19 protein-coding genes are annotated in these 17174 nt (G+C 56.4%); 7 read left to right on the plus strand and 12 right to left on the minus strand.

All coding sequences use genetic code 11. The features are described 5' to 3' along the window. The first annotated feature begins 62 nt into the window (after positions 1-62). Positions 63-2135, plus strand: coding sequence for a formate hydrogenlyase transcriptional activator FlhA (flhA, locus tag ACOTX2_RS13295; protein WP_023330179.1), 2073 nt, complete (start codon positions 63-65; stop codon positions 2133-2135). A gap of 130 nt (positions 2136-2265) precedes the next feature. Here flhA and ACOTX2_RS13300 read toward each other — a convergent pair whose 3' ends face one another. Then, positions 2266-2610, minus strand: a complete 345-nt coding sequence (locus ACOTX2_RS13300; RefSeq protein ID WP_074134664.1) for a nitrous oxide-stimulated promoter family protein — start codon at positions 2608-2610, stop codon at positions 2266-2268. A gap of 165 nt (positions 2611-2775) precedes the next feature. On the opposite strand from ACOTX2_RS13300, the gene ACOTX2_RS13305 reads away from it, so the two are divergent. Together ACOTX2_RS13305 and mutS are read left to right on the plus strand one after the other, a co-directional pair. After that, positions 2776-3006 (plus strand): SymE family type I addiction module toxin, encoded by a 231-nt coding sequence (locus ACOTX2_RS13305; RefSeq protein ID WP_022649175.1) that lies wholly within the window; start codon positions 2776-2778, stop codon positions 3004-3006. A gap of 113 nt (positions 3007-3119) precedes the next feature. After that, positions 3120-5681, plus strand: a complete 2562-nt coding sequence (gene mutS, locus ACOTX2_RS13310; RefSeq protein WP_022649176.1) for a DNA mismatch repair protein MutS — start codon at positions 3120-3122, stop codon at positions 5679-5681. A gap of 141 nt (positions 5682-5822) precedes the next feature. Here mutS and ACOTX2_RS13315 read toward each other — a convergent pair whose 3' ends face one another. Genes ACOTX2_RS13315 through ACOTX2_RS13325 form a run of 3 tightly spaced genes read right to left on the minus strand, consistent with a single transcriptional unit; the run spans position 5823 to position 8074 of the window. Beyond that, positions 5823-6044: a non-oxidative hydroxyarylic acid decarboxylases subunit D gene (locus ACOTX2_RS13315; RefSeq protein WP_038416597.1), complete on the minus strand. Its 222-nt coding sequence runs from the start codon at positions 6042-6044 to the stop codon at positions 5823-5825. A 10-nt stretch (positions 6045-6054) separates the two neighbouring features. Next, the gene (locus ACOTX2_RS13320) at positions 6055-7482 is read right to left on the minus strand and encodes a non-oxidative hydroxyarylic acid decarboxylases subunit C (RefSeq protein WP_421625924.1); all 1428 of its coding nucleotides are present in this window, start codon (positions 7480-7482) and stop codon (positions 6055-6057) included. Further along, positions 7472-8074 (minus strand): non-oxidative hydroxyarylic acid decarboxylases subunit B, encoded by a 603-nt coding sequence (locus ACOTX2_RS13325; RefSeq protein ID WP_003862111.1) that lies wholly within the window; start codon positions 8072-8074, stop codon positions 7472-7474. The genes ACOTX2_RS13320 and ACOTX2_RS13325 overlap by 11 nt, the downstream gene beginning before the upstream one ends. A 172-nt stretch (positions 8075-8246) precedes the next feature. Here ACOTX2_RS13325 and ACOTX2_RS13330 point away from each other — a divergent pair, with 172 nt between their 5' ends. Further along, positions 8247-8654, plus strand: coding sequence for a MarR family winged helix-turn-helix transcriptional regulator (locus tag ACOTX2_RS13330; RefSeq protein WP_022651767.1), 408 nt, complete (start codon positions 8247-8249; stop codon positions 8652-8654). Here ACOTX2_RS13330 and ACOTX2_RS13335 read toward each other — a convergent pair. Next, a complete protein-coding gene (locus tag ACOTX2_RS13335) occupies positions 8651-9538 on the minus strand; it encodes a LysR family transcriptional regulator (RefSeq protein WP_063147453.1) in 888 nt (295 codons plus the stop codon). The two genes, ACOTX2_RS13330 and ACOTX2_RS13335, sit on opposite strands and share 4 nt — an antisense overlap. A 109-nt stretch (positions 9539-9647) precedes the next feature. Between ACOTX2_RS13335 and ACOTX2_RS13340 the strand changes: the two genes are divergently transcribed. Then, positions 9648-10850: an MFS transporter gene (locus tag ACOTX2_RS13340; protein ID WP_063147452.1), complete on the plus strand. Its 1203-nt coding sequence runs from the start codon at positions 9648-9650 to the stop codon at positions 10848-10850. Further along, positions 10847-11224, plus strand: a complete 378-nt coding sequence (locus tag ACOTX2_RS13345; RefSeq protein ID WP_063147451.1) for a DUF4440 domain-containing protein — start codon at positions 10847-10849, stop codon at positions 11222-11224. The genes ACOTX2_RS13340 and ACOTX2_RS13345 overlap by 4 nt, the downstream gene beginning before the upstream one ends. Before the next feature lie 50 nt (positions 11225-11274). On the opposite strand, the gene rpoS is transcribed toward ACOTX2_RS13345, so the two are convergent. After that, positions 11275-12267 (minus strand): RNA polymerase sigma factor RpoS, encoded by a 993-nt coding sequence (rpoS, locus tag ACOTX2_RS13350; RefSeq protein ID WP_022649182.1) that lies wholly within the window; start codon positions 12265-12267, stop codon positions 11275-11277. Positions 12268-12327: 60 nt separating this feature from the next. Beyond that, positions 12328-13401: a murein hydrolase activator NlpD gene (nlpD, locus tag ACOTX2_RS13355; RefSeq protein WP_306307778.1), complete on the minus strand. Its 1074-nt coding sequence runs from the start codon at positions 13399-13401 to the stop codon at positions 12328-12330. On the opposite strand from nlpD, the gene ACOTX2_RS13360 reads away from it, so the two are divergent. Then, positions 13343-13474 carry a peptidase gene (locus ACOTX2_RS13360; RefSeq protein WP_306173474.1) on the plus strand — a complete coding sequence of 44 codons (132 nt, stop codon included), beginning with the start codon at positions 13343-13345 and terminating at the stop codon, positions 13472-13474. The two genes, nlpD and ACOTX2_RS13360, sit on opposite strands and share 59 nt — an antisense overlap. A gap of 94 nt (positions 13475-13568) precedes the next feature. On the opposite strand, the gene ACOTX2_RS13365 is transcribed toward ACOTX2_RS13360, so the two are convergent. From ACOTX2_RS13365 to ispD, 5 genes are read right to left on the minus strand one after another with little or no spacing between them, the layout of a single operon-like run. Further along, the gene (locus ACOTX2_RS13365) at positions 13569-14195 is read right to left on the minus strand and encodes a protein-L-isoaspartate(D-aspartate) O-methyltransferase (protein ID WP_022649184.1); all 627 of its coding nucleotides are present in this window, start codon (positions 14193-14195) and stop codon (positions 13569-13571) included. Continuing rightward, the gene (surE, locus tag ACOTX2_RS13370; protein WP_017382816.1) at positions 14189-14950 is read right to left on the minus strand and encodes a 5'/3'-nucleotidase SurE; all 762 of its coding nucleotides are present in this window, start codon (positions 14948-14950) and stop codon (positions 14189-14191) included. Before surE ends, ACOTX2_RS13365 begins: the two co-directional genes overlap by 7 nt. After that, on the minus strand, positions 14931-15980 hold the full coding sequence (truD, locus tag ACOTX2_RS13375; RefSeq protein WP_100148756.1) for a tRNA pseudouridine(13) synthase TruD: 1050 nt from the start codon (positions 15978-15980) through the stop codon (positions 14931-14933). The genes surE and truD overlap by 20 nt, the downstream gene beginning before the upstream one ends. After that, the gene (gene ispF, locus ACOTX2_RS13380; RefSeq protein ID WP_003862097.1) at positions 15977-16456 is read right to left on the minus strand and encodes a 2-C-methyl-D-erythritol 2,4-cyclodiphosphate synthase; all 480 of its coding nucleotides are present in this window, start codon (positions 16454-16456) and stop codon (positions 15977-15979) included. The genes truD and ispF overlap by 4 nt, the downstream gene beginning before the upstream one ends. Further along, positions 16456-17166 carry a 2-C-methyl-D-erythritol 4-phosphate cytidylyltransferase gene (gene ispD / locus ACOTX2_RS13385; RefSeq protein ID WP_000741569.1) on the minus strand — a complete coding sequence of 237 codons (711 nt, stop codon included), beginning with the start codon at positions 17164-17166 and terminating at the stop codon, positions 16456-16458. Before ispD ends, ispF begins: the two co-directional genes overlap by 1 nt. Between the last annotated feature and the right edge of the window lie 8 nt (positions 17167-17174).

A 17174-nucleotide genomic window follows, 5' to 3' on the forward strand; every position in this document is an offset into this window, starting at 1 on the left:
CCGCGCCAAAAGCGGTCAGCGCTGAATGTCTCTTTTTTGCCAGTTTCTATTGGAAAGCAATAATGCCGTATACACCGATGAGCGATCTTGGACAGCAGGGCCTGTTTGACATCACGCGCACACTTTTACAACAGCCCGACCTCGGCGCGCTGAGCGATGCCCTGACGCGGCTGGTCAGGCAATCAGCGCTGGCGGACAGCGCCGCCATTGTGCTCTGGCATAGCGCAACCCACCGCGCGAGCTATTTCTCAACGCGTGATAACGGCAAAATCTTCGAATATGAAGATGAAACGTTTCTGGCCCACGGTCCGGTGCGACGTATTCTCTCCCGCCCGGAAGCGCTGCACTGCAATTTTGACCAGTTTCGCCAGGCCTGGCCGAAGCTGGCAGAGAGCAACCTTTACCACCCGTTCGGCCACTACAGCATGCTGCCGCTGGCGGTGGAAGGGCAAATTTTTGGCGGCTGCGAGTTTATCCGTAATAACGACCAGCCCTGGACCGAGGCGGAGTACGAGCGGTTGCATACCTTCACGCAGATTGTGGCCGTCGTGGCAGAGCAGATCCAAAGCCGCGTCACCAATAACGTGGATTACGACCTGTTGAGCCGCGAGCGCGATAATTTCCGCATACTGGTCGCCATCACCAATGCCGTGCTGTCGCGTCTCGATATGGACGAACTGGTGAGCGAAGTCGCCAAAGAGATCCATCACTATTTCAGGATCGATGCCATCAGCATTGCGCTGCGCGGCAACCGTAAGGGCAAGCTGAACATCTACTCCACCCACTACCTCGACGAAGCTAACCCGGCGCACGAGCAAAGCGAAGTGGACGAAGCGGGAACCCTGTCTGAACGGGTATTTAAAAGCAAAGAGATCCTGCTGTTAAACCTCAGCGAGCAGGATCCGGTAGCGCCCTACGAGCGGATGCTGTTTAACACCTGGGGCAACAAGATCCAGACCCTGTGCCTGCTGCCGCTGATGTCCGGCAACACCATGCTCGGCGTGCTTAAACTGGCGCAGTGCGATGAAGCCGTATTTACCACCGCCAACCTGAAGCTGCTGCGCCAGATCGCCGAACGTATCTCCATTGCGCTGGATAACGCCCTCGCCTATCAGGAGATCCACCGTCTGAAAGAACGGCTGGTGGACGAAAACCTGGCGCTGACCGAGCAGCTCAACAATGTGGACAGCGAGTTTGGCGAAATCATCGGACGCAGCGATGCCATGTACAACATCCTCAAGCAGGTGGAGATGGTGGCGCAGAGCGACAGCACGGTGCTGATCCTCGGTGAAACCGGCACAGGGAAAGAGCTGATTGCCCGGGCGATCCACAACCTGAGCAACCGCAACAGCCGCCGGATGGTGAAGATGAACTGCGCGGCGATGCCTGCGGGCTTACTGGAAAGCGACCTGTTCGGCCACGAGCGCGGCGCGTTTACCGGCGCCAGCAGCCAGCGGCTGGGCCGTTTTGAACTGGCGGATAAAAGCTCGTTGTTCCTCGACGAAGTGGGCGATATGCCGCTGGAGCTTCAGCCTAAGCTGCTGCGCGTTTTGCAGGAGCAGGAGTTCGAGCGTCTCGGCAGCAACAAGCTGATCCAGACCGACGTGCGTCTGATTGCCGCCACCAACCGCGATCTGAAAAAAATGGTCGCCGACCGCGAGTTTCGCAGCGATCTTTACTATCGTCTGAACGTCTTCCCGATCTGCCTGCCGCCGCTGCGCGAACGCCCGGAAGATATTCCGCTGTTGGTGAAAGCCTTTACCGCGAAGATTGCCCGCCGGATGGGGCGAAATATCGACAGTATTCCTGCCGAAACGCTACGCACCCTTTCGGCGATGGAGTGGCCGGGGAACGTGCGCGAGCTGGAAAACGTCATTGAGCGCGCGGTCCTGCTGACGCGCGGGAACGTGCTCCAGCTCTCCCTGCCAGAGGTTACTCTCTCTGAAACGACCGTGGCCGCAAGCGAGCTTGCGAAAGAGGGAGAAGATGAATATCAGCTCATTATGCGAGTGCTGAAGGAGACCAACGGCGTGGTAGCCGGACCGAAAGGTGCGGCGCAACGGCTGGGGCTGAAGCGTACTACCCTGCTCTCGCGTATGAAGCGTCTGGGAATCGATAAAGAGAGCCTGAAATAACCCGTCATTCCGTCAGCGGGTACATATTGCTCCCGCGCTGGCGCAGGGATATTTGGTGCTCTTTTTCTGTCTGCCTGCGCCGCGCCGTAGCCCTGAGCGTGATTTGTCGTCCACTGCGGCGCTGAGACGATTATTTTTTAGGCCGATACTTTTCCGGTAATTCCGGAACCGGACGACGATCGTCGATCAGATGTCGGATGGTCAGAATCGGATGACGCCATAACATACGTGGCCCTGCCCAGCGCATCACCTGCTTCATCTCTGCCCGTCGGGCGGGCTGATAACAGTGCACCGGGCACTGTTTGCAGGCAGGTTTTTCCTCACCAAATACGCATTTATCCAGCCGCTTATCGGCATAAGCCTTAAGCGCCGAATAGTGCCCCTCTTTCTTTATGGCGTGTGGACACCTGTTTTCGTACAGGGCGATCATTCTGGCGATCGTCTTTTTTTCTCGTGAAATACGTTTACCGGACATAACGTCGTCCTCAACAATAAAGTGCATTTATAATACCTTTTTATCCGCACATTTTCAGTTATTGCATTCCGTTTTCTGAAGCGTCCTTCCAGAATTACCCCTCCCCTCGCTGCGTTTTACTGGTATTTTATACAGGTGTAAATAACCGCATTCACCGGAGAGCCTATGCAACAGATCGCGATCGCCAAACCCTATCGGCACTTAAAAGTGGGTTACTTCAGAAAACGTCATGAAGACCGTAAAACGAAAATTCCAAAACGCTACAGCGTACACGCAGCGCTAAGCCTGAAAGGCGACTGGCTTGAACAAGCGGGATTTACTACCAACTCGCAGGTTCGGGTGGGCGTCGAGCACGGAAAAATCATCATTGAATTAATAGCGGAAGATGCCTCGTAAAGTCGTGACTTTTTTCTGCGCCGCACCTTTTTTTCATGCGACAATAGAAGGAACAATCGGCCATTGAGCCGCTCAAAGCGTAATATTTTCAAAGAAATGGATATAATAACTCCATGAGCACAATCGACAATTTCGACGCGCATACGCCAATGATGCAGCAGTACCTGAAGCTGAAGGCACAGCATCCGGAAATTCTGCTGTTTTACCGTATGGGCGATTTTTACGAGCTTTTTTATGACGATGCGAAACGTGCGTCTCAGCTGCTCGACATTTCTCTGACGAAACGTGGCGCGTCGGCAGGCGAGCCCATCCCGATGGCGGGTATCCCGCATCACGCGGTTGAAAACTATCTGGCGAAGCTGGTGAACCAGGGCGAGTCTGTCGCTATCTGCGAACAAATTGGCGACCCGGCCACGTCGAAAGGCCCCGTTGAGCGCAAGGTCGTACGCATCGTGACGCCGGGAACAATCAGCGATGAAGCCCTGCTTCAGGAGCGCCAGGATAACCTGCTGGCGGCGATCTGGCAGGACGGTAAAGGGTTTGGCTACGCCACGCTGGATATCAGCTCCGGTCGTTTTCGCCTGAGTGAACCGGCTGACCGTGAAACCATGGCGGCTGAACTACAGCGCACCAATCCGGCAGAACTGCTTTATGCAGAGGATTTCGCCGAGATGGCGCTGATTGAAGGTCGCCGCGGACTGCGTCGTCGTCCACTGTGGGAGTTCGAAATTGATACCGCGCGCCAGCAGTTGAACCTGCAATTTGGCACGCGCGATTTGATTGGCTTTGGTGTGGAAAATGCCCCGCGCGGGCTATGTGCCGCAGGCTGTCTGTTGCAGTACGTGAAGGATACGCAGCGTACCGCCCTGCCCCATATCCGTTCAATTACCATGGAGCGTCAGCAGGACAGCATCATCATGGATGCCGCCACGCGCCGCAACCTGGAGATCACGCAGAACCTCGCTGGCGGCATGGAAAATACGCTGGCGTCGGTTCTTGACAGCACGGTTACCCCCATGGGCAGCCGTATGCTCAAACGCTGGCTGCATATGCCGATCCGCAACACCGAAACGCTGATTGGCCGTCAGCAAACCATTGCCGCATTGCAGGATCGTTACACCGAATTGCAGCCGGTGCTGCGTCAGGTGGGTGATCTTGAGCGTATCCTGGCGCGCCTGGCATTGCGTACCGCGCGTCCACGCGATCTCGCCCGTATGCGTCACGCTTTCCAGCAGTTGCCGGAACTGCGCGCTCAGCTGGGAGAGATTGACAGCGCGCCAGTGCAAAAGCTGCGCGAAACCATGGGCGAATTTACCGAGCTTCGCGAACTGCTGGAACGCGCCATCATTGATGCGCCGCCTGTTCTGGTGCGGGATGGCGGGGTTATTGCTCCGGGTTATAACGAAGAGCTGGACGAATGGCGTGCGCTGGCCGATGGCGCGACGGATTATCTGGATAAGCTGGAAATCCGCGAGCGTGAACGTCTGGGGCTCGACACCCTGAAAGTCGGCTACAACGCCGTACACGGTTACTATATCCAGATCAGTCGTGGGCAGAGCCACCTGGCACCGATTCACTACGTTCGCCGCCAGACGCTGAAAAATGCCGAGCGCTACATTATTCCCGAGCTGAAAGAGTACGAAGACAAAGTGCTCACGTCGAAAGGTAAAGCGCTGGCGCTGGAGAAACAGCTGTATGACGAGCTGTTCGACATCCTGATGCCGCATCTGGCTGACCTTCAAATGAGCGCCGCTGCGCTGGCCGAGCTGGATGTGCTGGTAAACCTGGCCGAGCGCGCCGAAACGCTGAACTACACCTGTCCTACCTTTACTGACAAACCCGGTATTCGCATTACCGAAGGTCGCCATCCGGTGGTTGAGCAGGTGCTGAACGAGCCGTTTATTGCCAACCCGTTGAATCTGTCACCGCAGCGAAGAATGCTGATCATTACCGGCCCCAATATGGGCGGTAAAAGTACCTATATGCGCCAGACAGCCCTTATCGCGCTGCTCGCCTACATCGGCAGCTACGTTCCGGCGCAGAAGGTTGAGATTGGCCCTGTCGACCGTATCTTCACCCGTGTGGGTGCGGCTGACGATCTGGCGAGCGGTCGCTCTACCTTTATGGTCGAGATGACCGAAACCGCCAACATTCTGCATAACGCGACAGAGAACAGTCTGGTGTTGATGGACGAAGTAGGACGCGGTACCTCCACCTATGACGGCCTGTCCCTGGCCTGGGCGTGCGCGGAAAGTCTGGCGAATAAAATCAAGGCGCTGACGCTGTTCGCGACGCACTATTTCGAACTGACACAGCTGCCAGAGAAAATGGAAGGCGTGGCTAACGTCCACCTTGATGCGCTTGAGCACGGCGACACCATCGCCTTTATGCACACGGTGCAGGACGGCGCGGCAAGCAAGAGCTATGGCCTGGCCGTCGCCGCGCTGGCGGGTGTGCCGAAAGAGGTGATTAAGCGCGCGCGTCAGAAATTGCGTGAGCTGGAAAGTTTGTCACCGAATGCGGCAGCTACGCAGATAGATGGTACGCAGATGTCACTGCTGGCGGTGCCGGAAGAGACCTCTCCGGCTGTGGAAGCGCTGGAAAATCTCGATCCGGATTCGCTGACGCCGCGTCAGGCGCTGGAGTGGATTTATCGGTTGAAGAGTCTGGTTTAGTTCTCTGCGGTCTTTTTTGCCGGGTGGCGGCTTCGCCTTACCCGGCCTACAAAACCCGTAGGCCCGGTAAGCGTAGCGCCACCGGGCAAAAGACCGCACAATATTAACGCCCGGTAAGCACAGCCGCCTCCGGGCTTTTTATTACAGCAGCGGCGGGATCGTCGGCACCTGCGGTGCCTCATCAATATCCTTCTGCGTCATGCGGAACGCTTCCGGGTAATGCTCACGGCTGGTACGGCGCAGCGGTTCGGTATCGCGCCAGGTATACAGACAGTGCTGACACTGGTATACCGTCCAGACACCTTTCACCGGTGATGTTGCCATCACTTCAATTTGTTCATCGGCACAACGTGGACAAATCATCTTTTCCTCCTTATTGACGTGCCGCCAGCATCGCGGTCAGTTTTTCGGCCCAGGCTTTGGTTTCAGGGAGATCCTGTACCGGCTGGCTGTAGTGACCACGGTTGTCCGGAGCGACTGGGGTGGTGGCATCAATGATCAGCTTGTCAGTGATCCCCGCCGGGCTGGAGCCGGGGTCAAGCTCCAGCACAGACATATTCGGTAGCTGCACCAGATCGCCAGCCGGATTGACCTTCGATGACAGCGCCCACATCACCTGCGGCAGGTTAAACGGATCGACGTCCTCATCCACCATAATCACCATTTTCACGTAACCCAGACCGTGTGGCGTGGTCATGGCGCGGAGCCCGACCGCACGGGCAAAACCGCCGTATCGTTTTTTGGTGGAGATAATCGCCAGCAGGCCGTGGGTGTACATGGCGTTTACCGCCTGCACTTCCGGGAATTCCGCCTTCAGCTGCTGATAGAGCGGCACGCAGGTAGCGGGCCCCATCAGATAATCAATCTCGGTCCACGGCATCCCCAGGTAGAGAGATTCGAAAATGGGTTTTGTGCGGTAAGAGACTTTATCAATGCGCACGACCGTCATGTTGCGCCCGCCGGAGTAGTGTCCGGTAAACTCACCGAATGGCCCTTCAATCTCACGTTTTCGGCCTTCAATCACCCCTTCCAGGATCACTTCCGACCCCCACGGCACATCAAAACCGGTCAGCGGAGCCGTCGCAATCGGATACGGGCTTTCGCGTAGCGCACCGGCCATCTCATACTCGGATTGATCGTATTTCAGCGGCGTGGCGCCCATCAGGGTGATGATCGGATCGTTACCCAGCGTAATGGCAATAGGCAGGTCTTCGCCGCGCTCTTCGGCCTTATGCAGATGCAGCGCAATATCATGCATCGGCACCGGTTGCAGGCCGAGCTTACGCTTGCCCTTCACTTCCATACGGTAAATCCCGACGTTCTGCTTGCCGAAGTGTTTGGGGTCGAGCGGATCGCGGGAGACAACGCACGCTTTATCGAGATAAAAGCCCCCGTCACCGTCGTTCAGGCGGAACAGCGGCAGAATGTCGAACAGGTTGATGTCTTCCCCGTCCACCGTGTTCTGCGCCCAGGCCGGATTTGCACGACGCTCTGGCGAGACGGGGAATTTGTCCCAGCGACGAATAAACTCGTCGATCTGTTTTTTCACCGGGGTATTTGCTGGCAGCCCCATCGAAATAGCGTGGTTTTGCCACGAGCCGATAGTGTTCATCACCACACGGGCATCGGTGAAGCCGCGAATATTATCGAACCACAGCGCAGGCGCACCATCGCCAATGCGTCCGGTAGCGTTGGCGGCGGCCGCTAAATCCGGCTCAGCGTTTACCTCTTCCTCAATTTTCAGCAGCTGCCCTTGCTCATCGAGCGCCTGCAAGAAGCTTCTCAAATCATCAAATGCCATCTTTATTCTCCTGTGAAAAATGTTTCGCTGCCTGCAAACCTTCCCAGCGTCGGGCTTTTTTATGCTCCAGACCAAACTGGTCGAGAACGCGGGTCACGATATGCTGGGTTATGTCATCGGCGGTTTGTGGGTGGTTGTAGTACGCAGGCATAGGCGGCACCATCGCCACGCCCATGCGGGAAAGGGCAAGCATGTTCTCAAGATGGATGGTGCTGAGCGGCGTCTCACGCGGAACCAGCACCAGCTTGCGTCCCTCTTTCAGCACCACGTCTGCCGCACGCCCTACCAGCCCTTCGGCGTAGCCCGCGCGGATACCCGCCAGCGTTTTCATGCTGCACGGAATGACGATCATGCCGTCGGTGCGAAACGAGCCGGAGGAAATGGTGGCAGCCTGATCGGCCGGGCTATGGACGACATCCGCCAGTGCAGCAACGTCATGCGCAGTGAAGGGCGTTTCCAGCTCAATCGTGGTTTTTGCCCACTTCGACATCACCAGATGCGTTTCCACCTCCGGCATTTCCCGCAGCGCCTGCAACAACGCCACGCCTAATGGCGCACCCGTCGCGCCCGTCATTCCCACAATCAATCTCATTCAGCACCTCAATTAGTTTGTTCGTATACGAACATGTTAACTAAACTACGCCTCGATCCTGCTGCTGACAAGATCGTTCGCATACGATCACACTATTCGCTAAAAACTCTCGCGTTAAAATTCAGCCCGAGAGCGGCTATCATAGAGGGAATATTTTTCCGTCGGAGTGTCCATGGAGTTAAGACAAGAAGCTTTTCACCTGCTACGTCAGCTTTTTCAACAGCATACCGCCCAGTGGCAACACGCATTGCCCGAACTGACCAAACCACAATATGCGGTGATGCGGTCAATTGCTGAAAATCCTGGCATTGAGCAGGTTGCCCTGACTGAAGTCGCGGTGAGCACCAAAGCGACGCTGGCAGAAATGCTGAGCCGCATGGAAGCACGCGGCCTGGTCAGGCGCGAGCACGATCCGGCGGACAAACGCCGTCGGTTTGTCTTTCTGACGGCCGAAGGTGAGGCCCTGCTTGAGAGCAGTAAACCGATTGGAAATGAGGTGGATGAGGCGTTTTTAGGGCGCCTTAACGGCGCGGAACGAGAGCAATTTTCAGCGCTCATTAAAAAGATGATGCAGGGTTAAGTAACCCTGACGCGCATAAAATCAATAAATGTTCGCACTTTCGCGGGCACATGCCGGGCATCGGGATAAACAGCATAGATGCCCTGCTGAGCAAACGTGTACTCCGGTAACAGCGAGACCAGCTTCCCTGTATCCAGTGCGTTACGCACCAGCCACTCCGGCAACAGCGCCACGCCACATCCCGCGAGGGCAAAAGCCATCAATGCCTGGGCACTGTCTGCATACAGGCGCGGCGCTTTTCTGATCTCAAAGGAAACCGGATGCCGATCAACGCCTCTCACCTGCCAGCGCAGCGGCGACGTTAAACGCTCGTGAATGATCCAGTCCGCTTCCGCCAGCTGCTCCAGCGAGTCAACCGGATGGTTTGCCAGCCAGCATGGCGTCGCCACGGGCAGGATGGTGAAGGAGGTCATCAACGCGGCATGGTAGCGCGAATCTGCAAGCGTGCCGAGCCGGATAGCGACATCGAAGCGCTCGGCGATAAGATCGGCATGCAAAGAGGACGAGACATGCCGCACGCGGAGATCAGGGTGCAGCTGGCTAAACTCAGCCAGCAAAGGCACCACCACCTGCGAGCCATACTCGGGCGTGGTGGTGATCCGCAGTTCTCCCGTCAGCCCGGCGTGGTTGGCGCGAACATCATCCTGCAATCGCTCTGCATCCCGTAACAGCATCACGCTTCGTTGATGAAAGAGCTTCCCCGCTTCGGTCAGCGTCAGGCGTCGGGTGGTTCGCAGCAACAGGGTGACGCCCAGCTCCTCTTCAAGCTGACGAATATGAAAGCTGACCACCGCTTTTGTCAGCCCCATCGCCTCCGCCGCGGCGGTGAAACTGCCGGTGTCCGCTACGGCGATAAACATCGCCGTACGCTGTAAATTAAGCATCGCTTGCCTGGTTAACTGTCAAAATAATGTTGACAGTATATCGTCCTTTGTCGCGTTTATCCGTAACGCGCGGGCCGATACGATACGCCACCTCACCGGAGGAACTTCCATGACGTATCGCAGCAAAATCGCCGTCGTCTTTCTGCTCGGCTTTTTCCTTGATTTGATAAACATGTTTATTGCCAGCGTCGCCTTTCCGGCGATGGCTCACGCATTCAATACCACACCTTCCGCGCTTGCCTGGGTAAGTAACGGATACATTGCCGGGCTGACGTTAGTCATCCCATTCAGCAGTATTCTGACGCGCCGCGTCGGGCCGAAGCGCGTTATTCTGCTCTCACTGCTTCTCTTTAGCGCGGCCTCCGTTGCGGCGGGTCTCTCATCTTCGCTGGAAAGTTTGATTGCCTGGCGCGTCGTGCAGGGCGCCGGAGGGGGTTTACTGATCCCGGTTGGTCAGGCGCTGACCTGGCAACAGTTTAAGCCTCATGAGCGGGCCAGACTCACCTCGGCGGTGATGCTGGTCGCGCTGCTTGCCCCCGCCTGCTCACCGGCTGTGGGCGGCATGCTGGTTCAGACATTCAGCTGGCGCTGGATATTTTTTGCCACCCTGCCCGTCGCCATTGTCACCTTTGTTTTGGCCTGCGCGTGGCTTAAAACAGAACCGTCACCGATAAACACCACCAGAATAGTAAACCTGTCTTTGCTGACGGATCCGCTGTTGCGCTTATCCATGCTTATCTATGTATGCGTACCCGGCATCTTTATTGGCGTGAACGTAACGGGCATGTATTACCTTCAGAGCGAGGCCAATATGACGCCCACCGCAACGGGCATGCTTATGCTGCCGTGGTCTGTGGCATCGTTTTTGGCTATCACCGCGACAGGACGCTATTTCAACCGTATCGGCCCGCGGCCGCTGGTGGTCATCGGTTGCCTTTTGCAGGCAACGGGCATTCTGCTTTTAATTAACGTCGGCCCGGCTATGCTGTTACCTGCCGTTGCGTTTGCGTTAATGGGTGCGGGGGGAAGCCTTTGCAGCAGTACGGCTCAGAGCAGCGCGTTTTTGACAACGCGGCGGGAAGATATGCCTGATGCCAGTGCGCTATGGAATCTGAATCGTCAGTTGAGCTTTTTTGCGGGTACCCTGCTGCTGGCGCAGGCGCTGAGCTTCATGCAAGCTTATTTTACGCCGCTGGCCGCCTGGCACGGGATGTTTATTTTTGCCGCAGTTATCACTCTGCTGCCCGTACTGTACGTCTACCGTCTTAATAACACGCAGTTACTTGCGCAACTGCAACAGGAGCAACCATGACCCATTTCGAACAAGAGATCCTCGACATCCACGTCGCCCTTGAAAACTGGTTAGGTGCAGGCGAAGGCGATCGGGACACCCTGCACGCCCGTTTCCGTCCGGATTTTCTGATGGTTCCACCGAGTGGCACACATTTAGATCATCACGCTCTGGCCCAATTTTTATATGCGCAGCGGGGAACCCGACCCGGGCTCAGGATCGGCATTGATGCGCTAACGACGCTTCAGACATGGGACAACGGCGCGGTGCTCCATTACCGGGAGACGCAAACCCGGCCTGGCCAGCCCGTCAACGTGCGCTGGTCAACCGCGGTGCTTAATCAGGAAGGGGATAACATCACCTGGCGTTTGCTGCACGAAACGGCGCAATCGTAAGGCATAAAAAAGGCCCGTCTCACGACGGGCCTTTTCTGACGAATGGTTGCTTACTCGCGGAACAGCGCTTCGATATTCAGACCTTGCCCTTGCAGGATTTCACGCAGGCGGCGTAGCCCTTCAACCTGAATCTGACGAACACGTTCACGGGTCAGGCCAATCTCACGGCCGACATCTTCCAGTGTCGCAGCTTCATACCCCAGTAAACCGAAACGACGTGCCAGCACTTCACGCTGTTTGGCGTTCAGTTCGAACAGCCATTTGACGATGCTCTGTTTCATGTCATCGTCCTGCGTGGTGTCTTCCGGGCCGTTGTCTTTTTCATCGGCCAGAATGTCCAGCAGCGCTTTTTCGGAGTCACCACCCAGCGGGGTGTCAACCGAGGTAATGCGCTCGTTGAGACGCAGCATACGGCTTACGTCATCAACCGGTTTGTCGAGTTGCTCTGCAATCTCTTCCGCACTTGGCTCGTGGTCCAGTTTATGGGACAACTCGCGCGCGGTACGCAGATAAACATTCAACTCTTTGACGATGTGGATCGGCAGTCGAATCGTACGGGTCTGGTTCATAATAGCCCGTTCGATGGTCTGACGAATCCACCAGGTCGCGTAGGTTGAGAAACGGAACCCACGTTCCGGGTCAAACTTCTCAACTGCGCGGATGAGACCTAAGTTGCCCTCTTCAATCAGATCCAGCAGAGCCAGACCACGATTGCCGTAACGGCGGGCAATTTTCACGACCAGTCGCAGGTTACTTTCGATCATGCGACGACGCGAGGCAACATCACCACGCAAAGCACGACGTGCGAAATAGACTTCTTCTTCGGCCGTTAGCAGTGGGGAGTAACCAATCTCCCCAAGGTAAAGCTGAGTCGCGTCCAGCACACGCTGTGTGGCACCCTGCGATAACAGCTCTTCTTCAGCCAAATCGTTATCACTGGGTTCCTCTTCTACTAAGGCTTTTTCGTCAAAAGCCTCTGATCCGTTCTCATCAAATTCCGCGTCTTCATTTAAATCATGAACTTTCAGCGTATTCTGACTCATAAAGGTGGCTCCTACCCGTGATCCCTGGACGAGACACCCTGGCTGGCATGCCCCGTCAATTTATCGCTGCGGTAAATATTGCAGCGGGTTTACGGATTTCCCCTTGTAACGAATTTCAAAATGCAAGCGTGTAGAACTGGTTCCGGTGCTACCCATGGTAGCGATTTTTTGCCCCGCCTTAACTTCTTGTTGTTCCCGGACCAGCATAGTGTCGTTATGGGCGTAGGCACTCAGGTAATCATCGTTATGTTTGATGATAATAAGATTACCGTAACCGCGCAGTGCGTTACCGGCATAGACAACGCGTCCGTCTGCGGTCGCGATGATTGCCTGTCCTTTACTGCCTGCGATATCGATCCCTTTGTTGCCCCCCTCAGAGGTAGCGAAGTTCTCGATAATCTTGCCGTCAGTTGGCCAGCGCCAGGTGGTGATTGACGAGCTGGCATTCTGACTGCTTGCAGTCGGTACAGTAGAGCTAACCACAGGTGCCGTAGTCGGTGCTGTGACAACAGTCGCAGTACCTTTATTATTCGGCAACATTTTGTTAGCACTCTGATCACCTGAATCCTCAGAATACGTAATTACAGGTTGTGAAGCAACCACCGTGGTGGTTTTTTGTGCAGGAGTAACGCTGTTATTTTGCGCAGTTACGTCGGCCGCTGAAACGGTGTTGCCTGGCGTAAGCGGTGTCCCCGTCGCGTTGCCAACCTGAAGCGTTTGCCCGACTTCCAGAGCATACGGGGCCTGGACGTTGTTTCGCTGTGCCAGATCGCGGAAATCGTTCCCGGTGATCCAGGCAATATAGAACAGCGTATCGCCGCGCTTCACGGTATAGGTGCTGCCGCCGGTATAGCTACCTTTCGGAATGTTCCCATACTTACGGTTATACACTATACGGCCATTTTCAGTCTGAACAGGCTGTTCCACTGCCTGAATCTGCGTAGGCTGCGTAACTGGACGCTGAACCGGCTGGATCTGCGGAGTTTGCTGCGCCGTTGAGGTGCCCATTTTAGGCGGAGGGGTGATCAACATTCCGCTGGACGTGTTACCCGAGCCGCTGGTTCCATTAACGGAACTGACGGGCGCAGGCGCGTTATTTGAACTTGTACAGCCTGCCAGCCAGAGCGAAACCAGTGATAATGCCGCAACACGGCTGATGGTGAATTTTGGGCTTCCCGCGCTCATTTATCCCCCAGGAATGTGTTAACTACTAGTGACTTAAAAATAACCGTGATGGCACGAATCTATCGCGCCACACCATACGCTGAATTTGCCTTAATAACCCTGGAAAAATCCGAGTCTCAGGCCAGTTCGCCCTTAACCAGGGGCACAAAGCGCACGGCTTCCACGGTATCGATAATAAACTCGCCGCCGCGTCGACGAACGCGCTTCAAAAGCTGCTGCTCATCGCCGACGGGCAATACAAGAATGCCACCCTCGTCCAGCTGCGAAAGAAGCGCAGTGGGGATTTCAGGTGGCGCTGCCGTGACAATGATGGCGTCAAACGGGGCGCGAGCCTGCCAACCCTGCCATCCATCGCCGTGGCGTGTCGATACATTATGTAAATCAAGCTGTTTCAGGCGACGGCGCGCCTGCCACTGCAACCCTTTAATCCGTTCCACCGAACAGACATGGTGCACAAGGTGAGCCAGGATCGCGGTTTGATACCCTGAACCGGTGCCAATTTCCAGCACCCGGGACTCTGGCGTTAGCTCCAGAAGCTCCGTCATACGCGCCACCATGTAGGGCTGCGAAATCGTCTGGCCTTGCCCAATGGGCAGCGCCACGTTTTCCCACGCTTTGTGTTCAAACGCCTCATCTACAAACTTCTCACGGGGAACCTGGGCAAGCGCGTTCAGCACCTGCTCGTTGGCGATCCCCTGTGCGCGTAATTGTTCCAGAAGAGTTTGTACACGTTTACTTACCATTGCGCGTTCACTCCGACCCGATCTAACCAGTCCGACACCACATCATGCGCGCTATAAGCGGTTAAATCTACGTGCAACGGCGTAACGGAAACGTACCCTTCATCCACCGCAGCGAAGTCGGTGTCTGGCCCGGCATCGCATTTATCTCCCGGCGGGCCGATCCAGTACAGAGTATTGCCGCGCGGATCCTGCTGGGGAATAACCTGATCGGCAGGATGGCGACTGCCACAGCGCGTCACGCGGATCCCTTTGATCTCGTCCAGCGGGAGGTCCGGCACGTTAATATTGAGGATACGTCCGGTACGCAGCGGCTCGCGGCCAAGCGCACGGAGAATGGAGCAGGTCACCGCGGCGGCTGTGTCATAGTGGGTGTGACCGTTTAACGAGACCGCCAGCGCCGGAAACCCCAGGTGACGCCCTTCCATCGCCGCAGCCACGGTGCCGGAGTAAATCACATCATCGCCAAGATTTGGCCCGGCATTGATGCCGGAGACCACAACGTCTGGCCGCGGGCGCATCAGCGCGTTCACGCCCAGAAACACGCAGTCGGTCGGCGTCCCCATCTGGACGGCAATATCGCCATTCTCAAAGGTAAAGGTGCGAAGTGAAGATTCCAGCGTCAATGAGTTAGACGCGCCACTGCGGTTACGATCGGGAGCCACGACCTGCACATCCGCAAATTCGCGGAGGTGTTTCGCCAGCGTCTGAATACCTGGCGCATGGATCCCGTCATCGTTACTCAGCAATATTCGCATAATCACCCGACGTGTTGATAAGTTCCCTGACAACACTGGTGGCAAAGCTACCTGCCGGCAGCCAGAAGCGTAACTCGACGGTTACGTCATCCCACCAGTTCCAGCTCAGTTGTTGCGGGTAGAGGAGCATCGCACGGCGTGCCGCCTCGACCTTTTCCCGCACCAGCAACGATTGTAATTCTGGCGCATCCGCCACCGCTGACTGCTCAGCGGCCAGCGCCTCGCCCTGGGTTCCCCAGTCGCCTGAACCCGGCAAGGCGGCGGTAATCATCAGCGTTTTACCGTCCACGCGCGACTGGACATCGGCCATCTCTTCGGCCGTTGCCACAAACCAGCTTCCGCGTCCCGCTAATTGTAGCGCATCGCCGACAACAACTTGATTCGCGTCCGGTTTTTTCAGCCGTTCGCTCACAATCTGATTAAACAACGCACTGCGGGCCGCCGACAACCAAAAACTGCGTTTATTACGATCGCGCACCGGTGCACCGCTTTGCGCCCAGCGCAGCGCGCCCAGCAGGTTGCTACCACCGATACCAAAGCGCTGAGCACCGAAATAGTTTGGTACGCCGCGTTCGTTTATGGCCTTTAGGCGTTTTTCAACGTCCTCGCGTTCGGTCACTTCGCGCAACACTAGGGTAAAGGCATTGCCTTTCAGTGCGCCCAGACGCAATTTGCGTTTATGGCGGGCGTACTCCAGTACCTTACAGCCCTCAAGCTCAAATTTGCTTAAATCGGGCATGGCATTGCCGGGCACGCGGGCGCAAAGCCACTGTTCGGTCACGGCATGTTTATCTTTTTGACCGGCAAAGCTCACTTCGCGGGCGTGAATATTGAGGAATTTTGCCAGCGCGTCCGCCACGAAGCGGGTGTTGCAGCCGTTTTTCAGAATGCGCGCCAGGATGTGCTCGCCTTCGCCGTCCGGCTCAAAACCCAGATCTTCCACTACCACGAAATCTTCAGGGTTGGCTTTCAGCAGACCCTTGCCCTGCGGTTTACCGTGCAGATACGTCAGATTGTCGAAATCCGTCATTTGGCCGCCTTCACCAGCAGCGCCACGGCTTCACAGGCAATGCCTTCGCCACGACCGGTAAAGCCCAGCTTCTCCGTGGTGGTCGCTTTGACGTTGACGTCGTCCATATGGCAACCCAGATCTTCAGCGATAAACACGCGCATCTGAGGGATGTGCGGCAGCATCTTTGGTGCCTGAGCAATGATCGTCACATCAACGTTGCCGAGGGTGTAGCCTTTGGCCTGAATACGACGCCAGGCTTCGCGCAGCAGTTCGCGGCTGTCTGCGCCTTTAAAAGCAGGATCGGTGTCCGGGAACAGTTTGCCAATGTCGCCCAGCGCGGCGGCACCCAGCAGCGCGTCGGTCAGCGCATGCAGCGCCACGTCGCCATCAGAATGCGCCAGCAGACCTTTTTCGTAAGGAATGCGCACGCCGCCAATGATAATTGGGCCAACGCCACCAAAGGCGTGTACATCAAAACCGTGTCCAATACGCATTATGCCTTCTCCTGAGGGGTCGTACGGGTAAGATAAAATTCCGCGAGCTGTAAGTCTTCCGGGCGCGTCACTTTTATATTATCAGCGCGTCCTTCAACAAGCGTGGGGTGGAAACCGCAATACTCCAGCGCCGAGGCTTCGTCCGTAATGGTCGCACCTTCTTTAAGCGCTCGCGTTAAGCAGTCGTGGAGTAATTCGCGGGGAAAAAATTGTGGCGTCAGCGCGTGCCATAGATCGACGCGCTCGACGGTGTGGGCAATCGCCGGTTTACCCGGTTCGGCACGCTTCATGGTGTCACGCACCGGGGCGGCCAGAATGCCGCCCACTTTACTGGTTTCACTCAGGGCCAGCAGACGCGACAGATCGTCGTGATGCAGACACGGACGCGCGGCATCGTGCACCAGCACCCACTGCGCGTTCCCGGCAGCCTGAATGCCCGCCAGAACGGAGTCAGCCCGCTCTGCGCCGCCGTCAACGACGGTAATCTGAGGATGATTCGCCAGCGGGAGCTGCGCAAAACGTGCATCGCCGGGGCTGATGGCAATAACAACGCGTTTCACCCGGGCATGCGCCAGCAGCGCCGCCACGGCGTGCTCGAGGATCGTTTTATCGCCAATTGAGAGATACTGCTTAGGACATTCTGTCTGCATACGCCGGCCAAAACCTGCGGCCGGCACCACGGCACAGACGTCCGAAAAAGTTGCTGCCATGTCGTAAT

Source organism: Enterobacter cloacae complex sp. IR5412, from assembly GCF_049237385.1.
GTDB classification, from domain to species: Bacteria; Pseudomonadota; Gammaproteobacteria; order Enterobacterales; family Enterobacteriaceae; genus Enterobacter; species Enterobacter intestinihominis.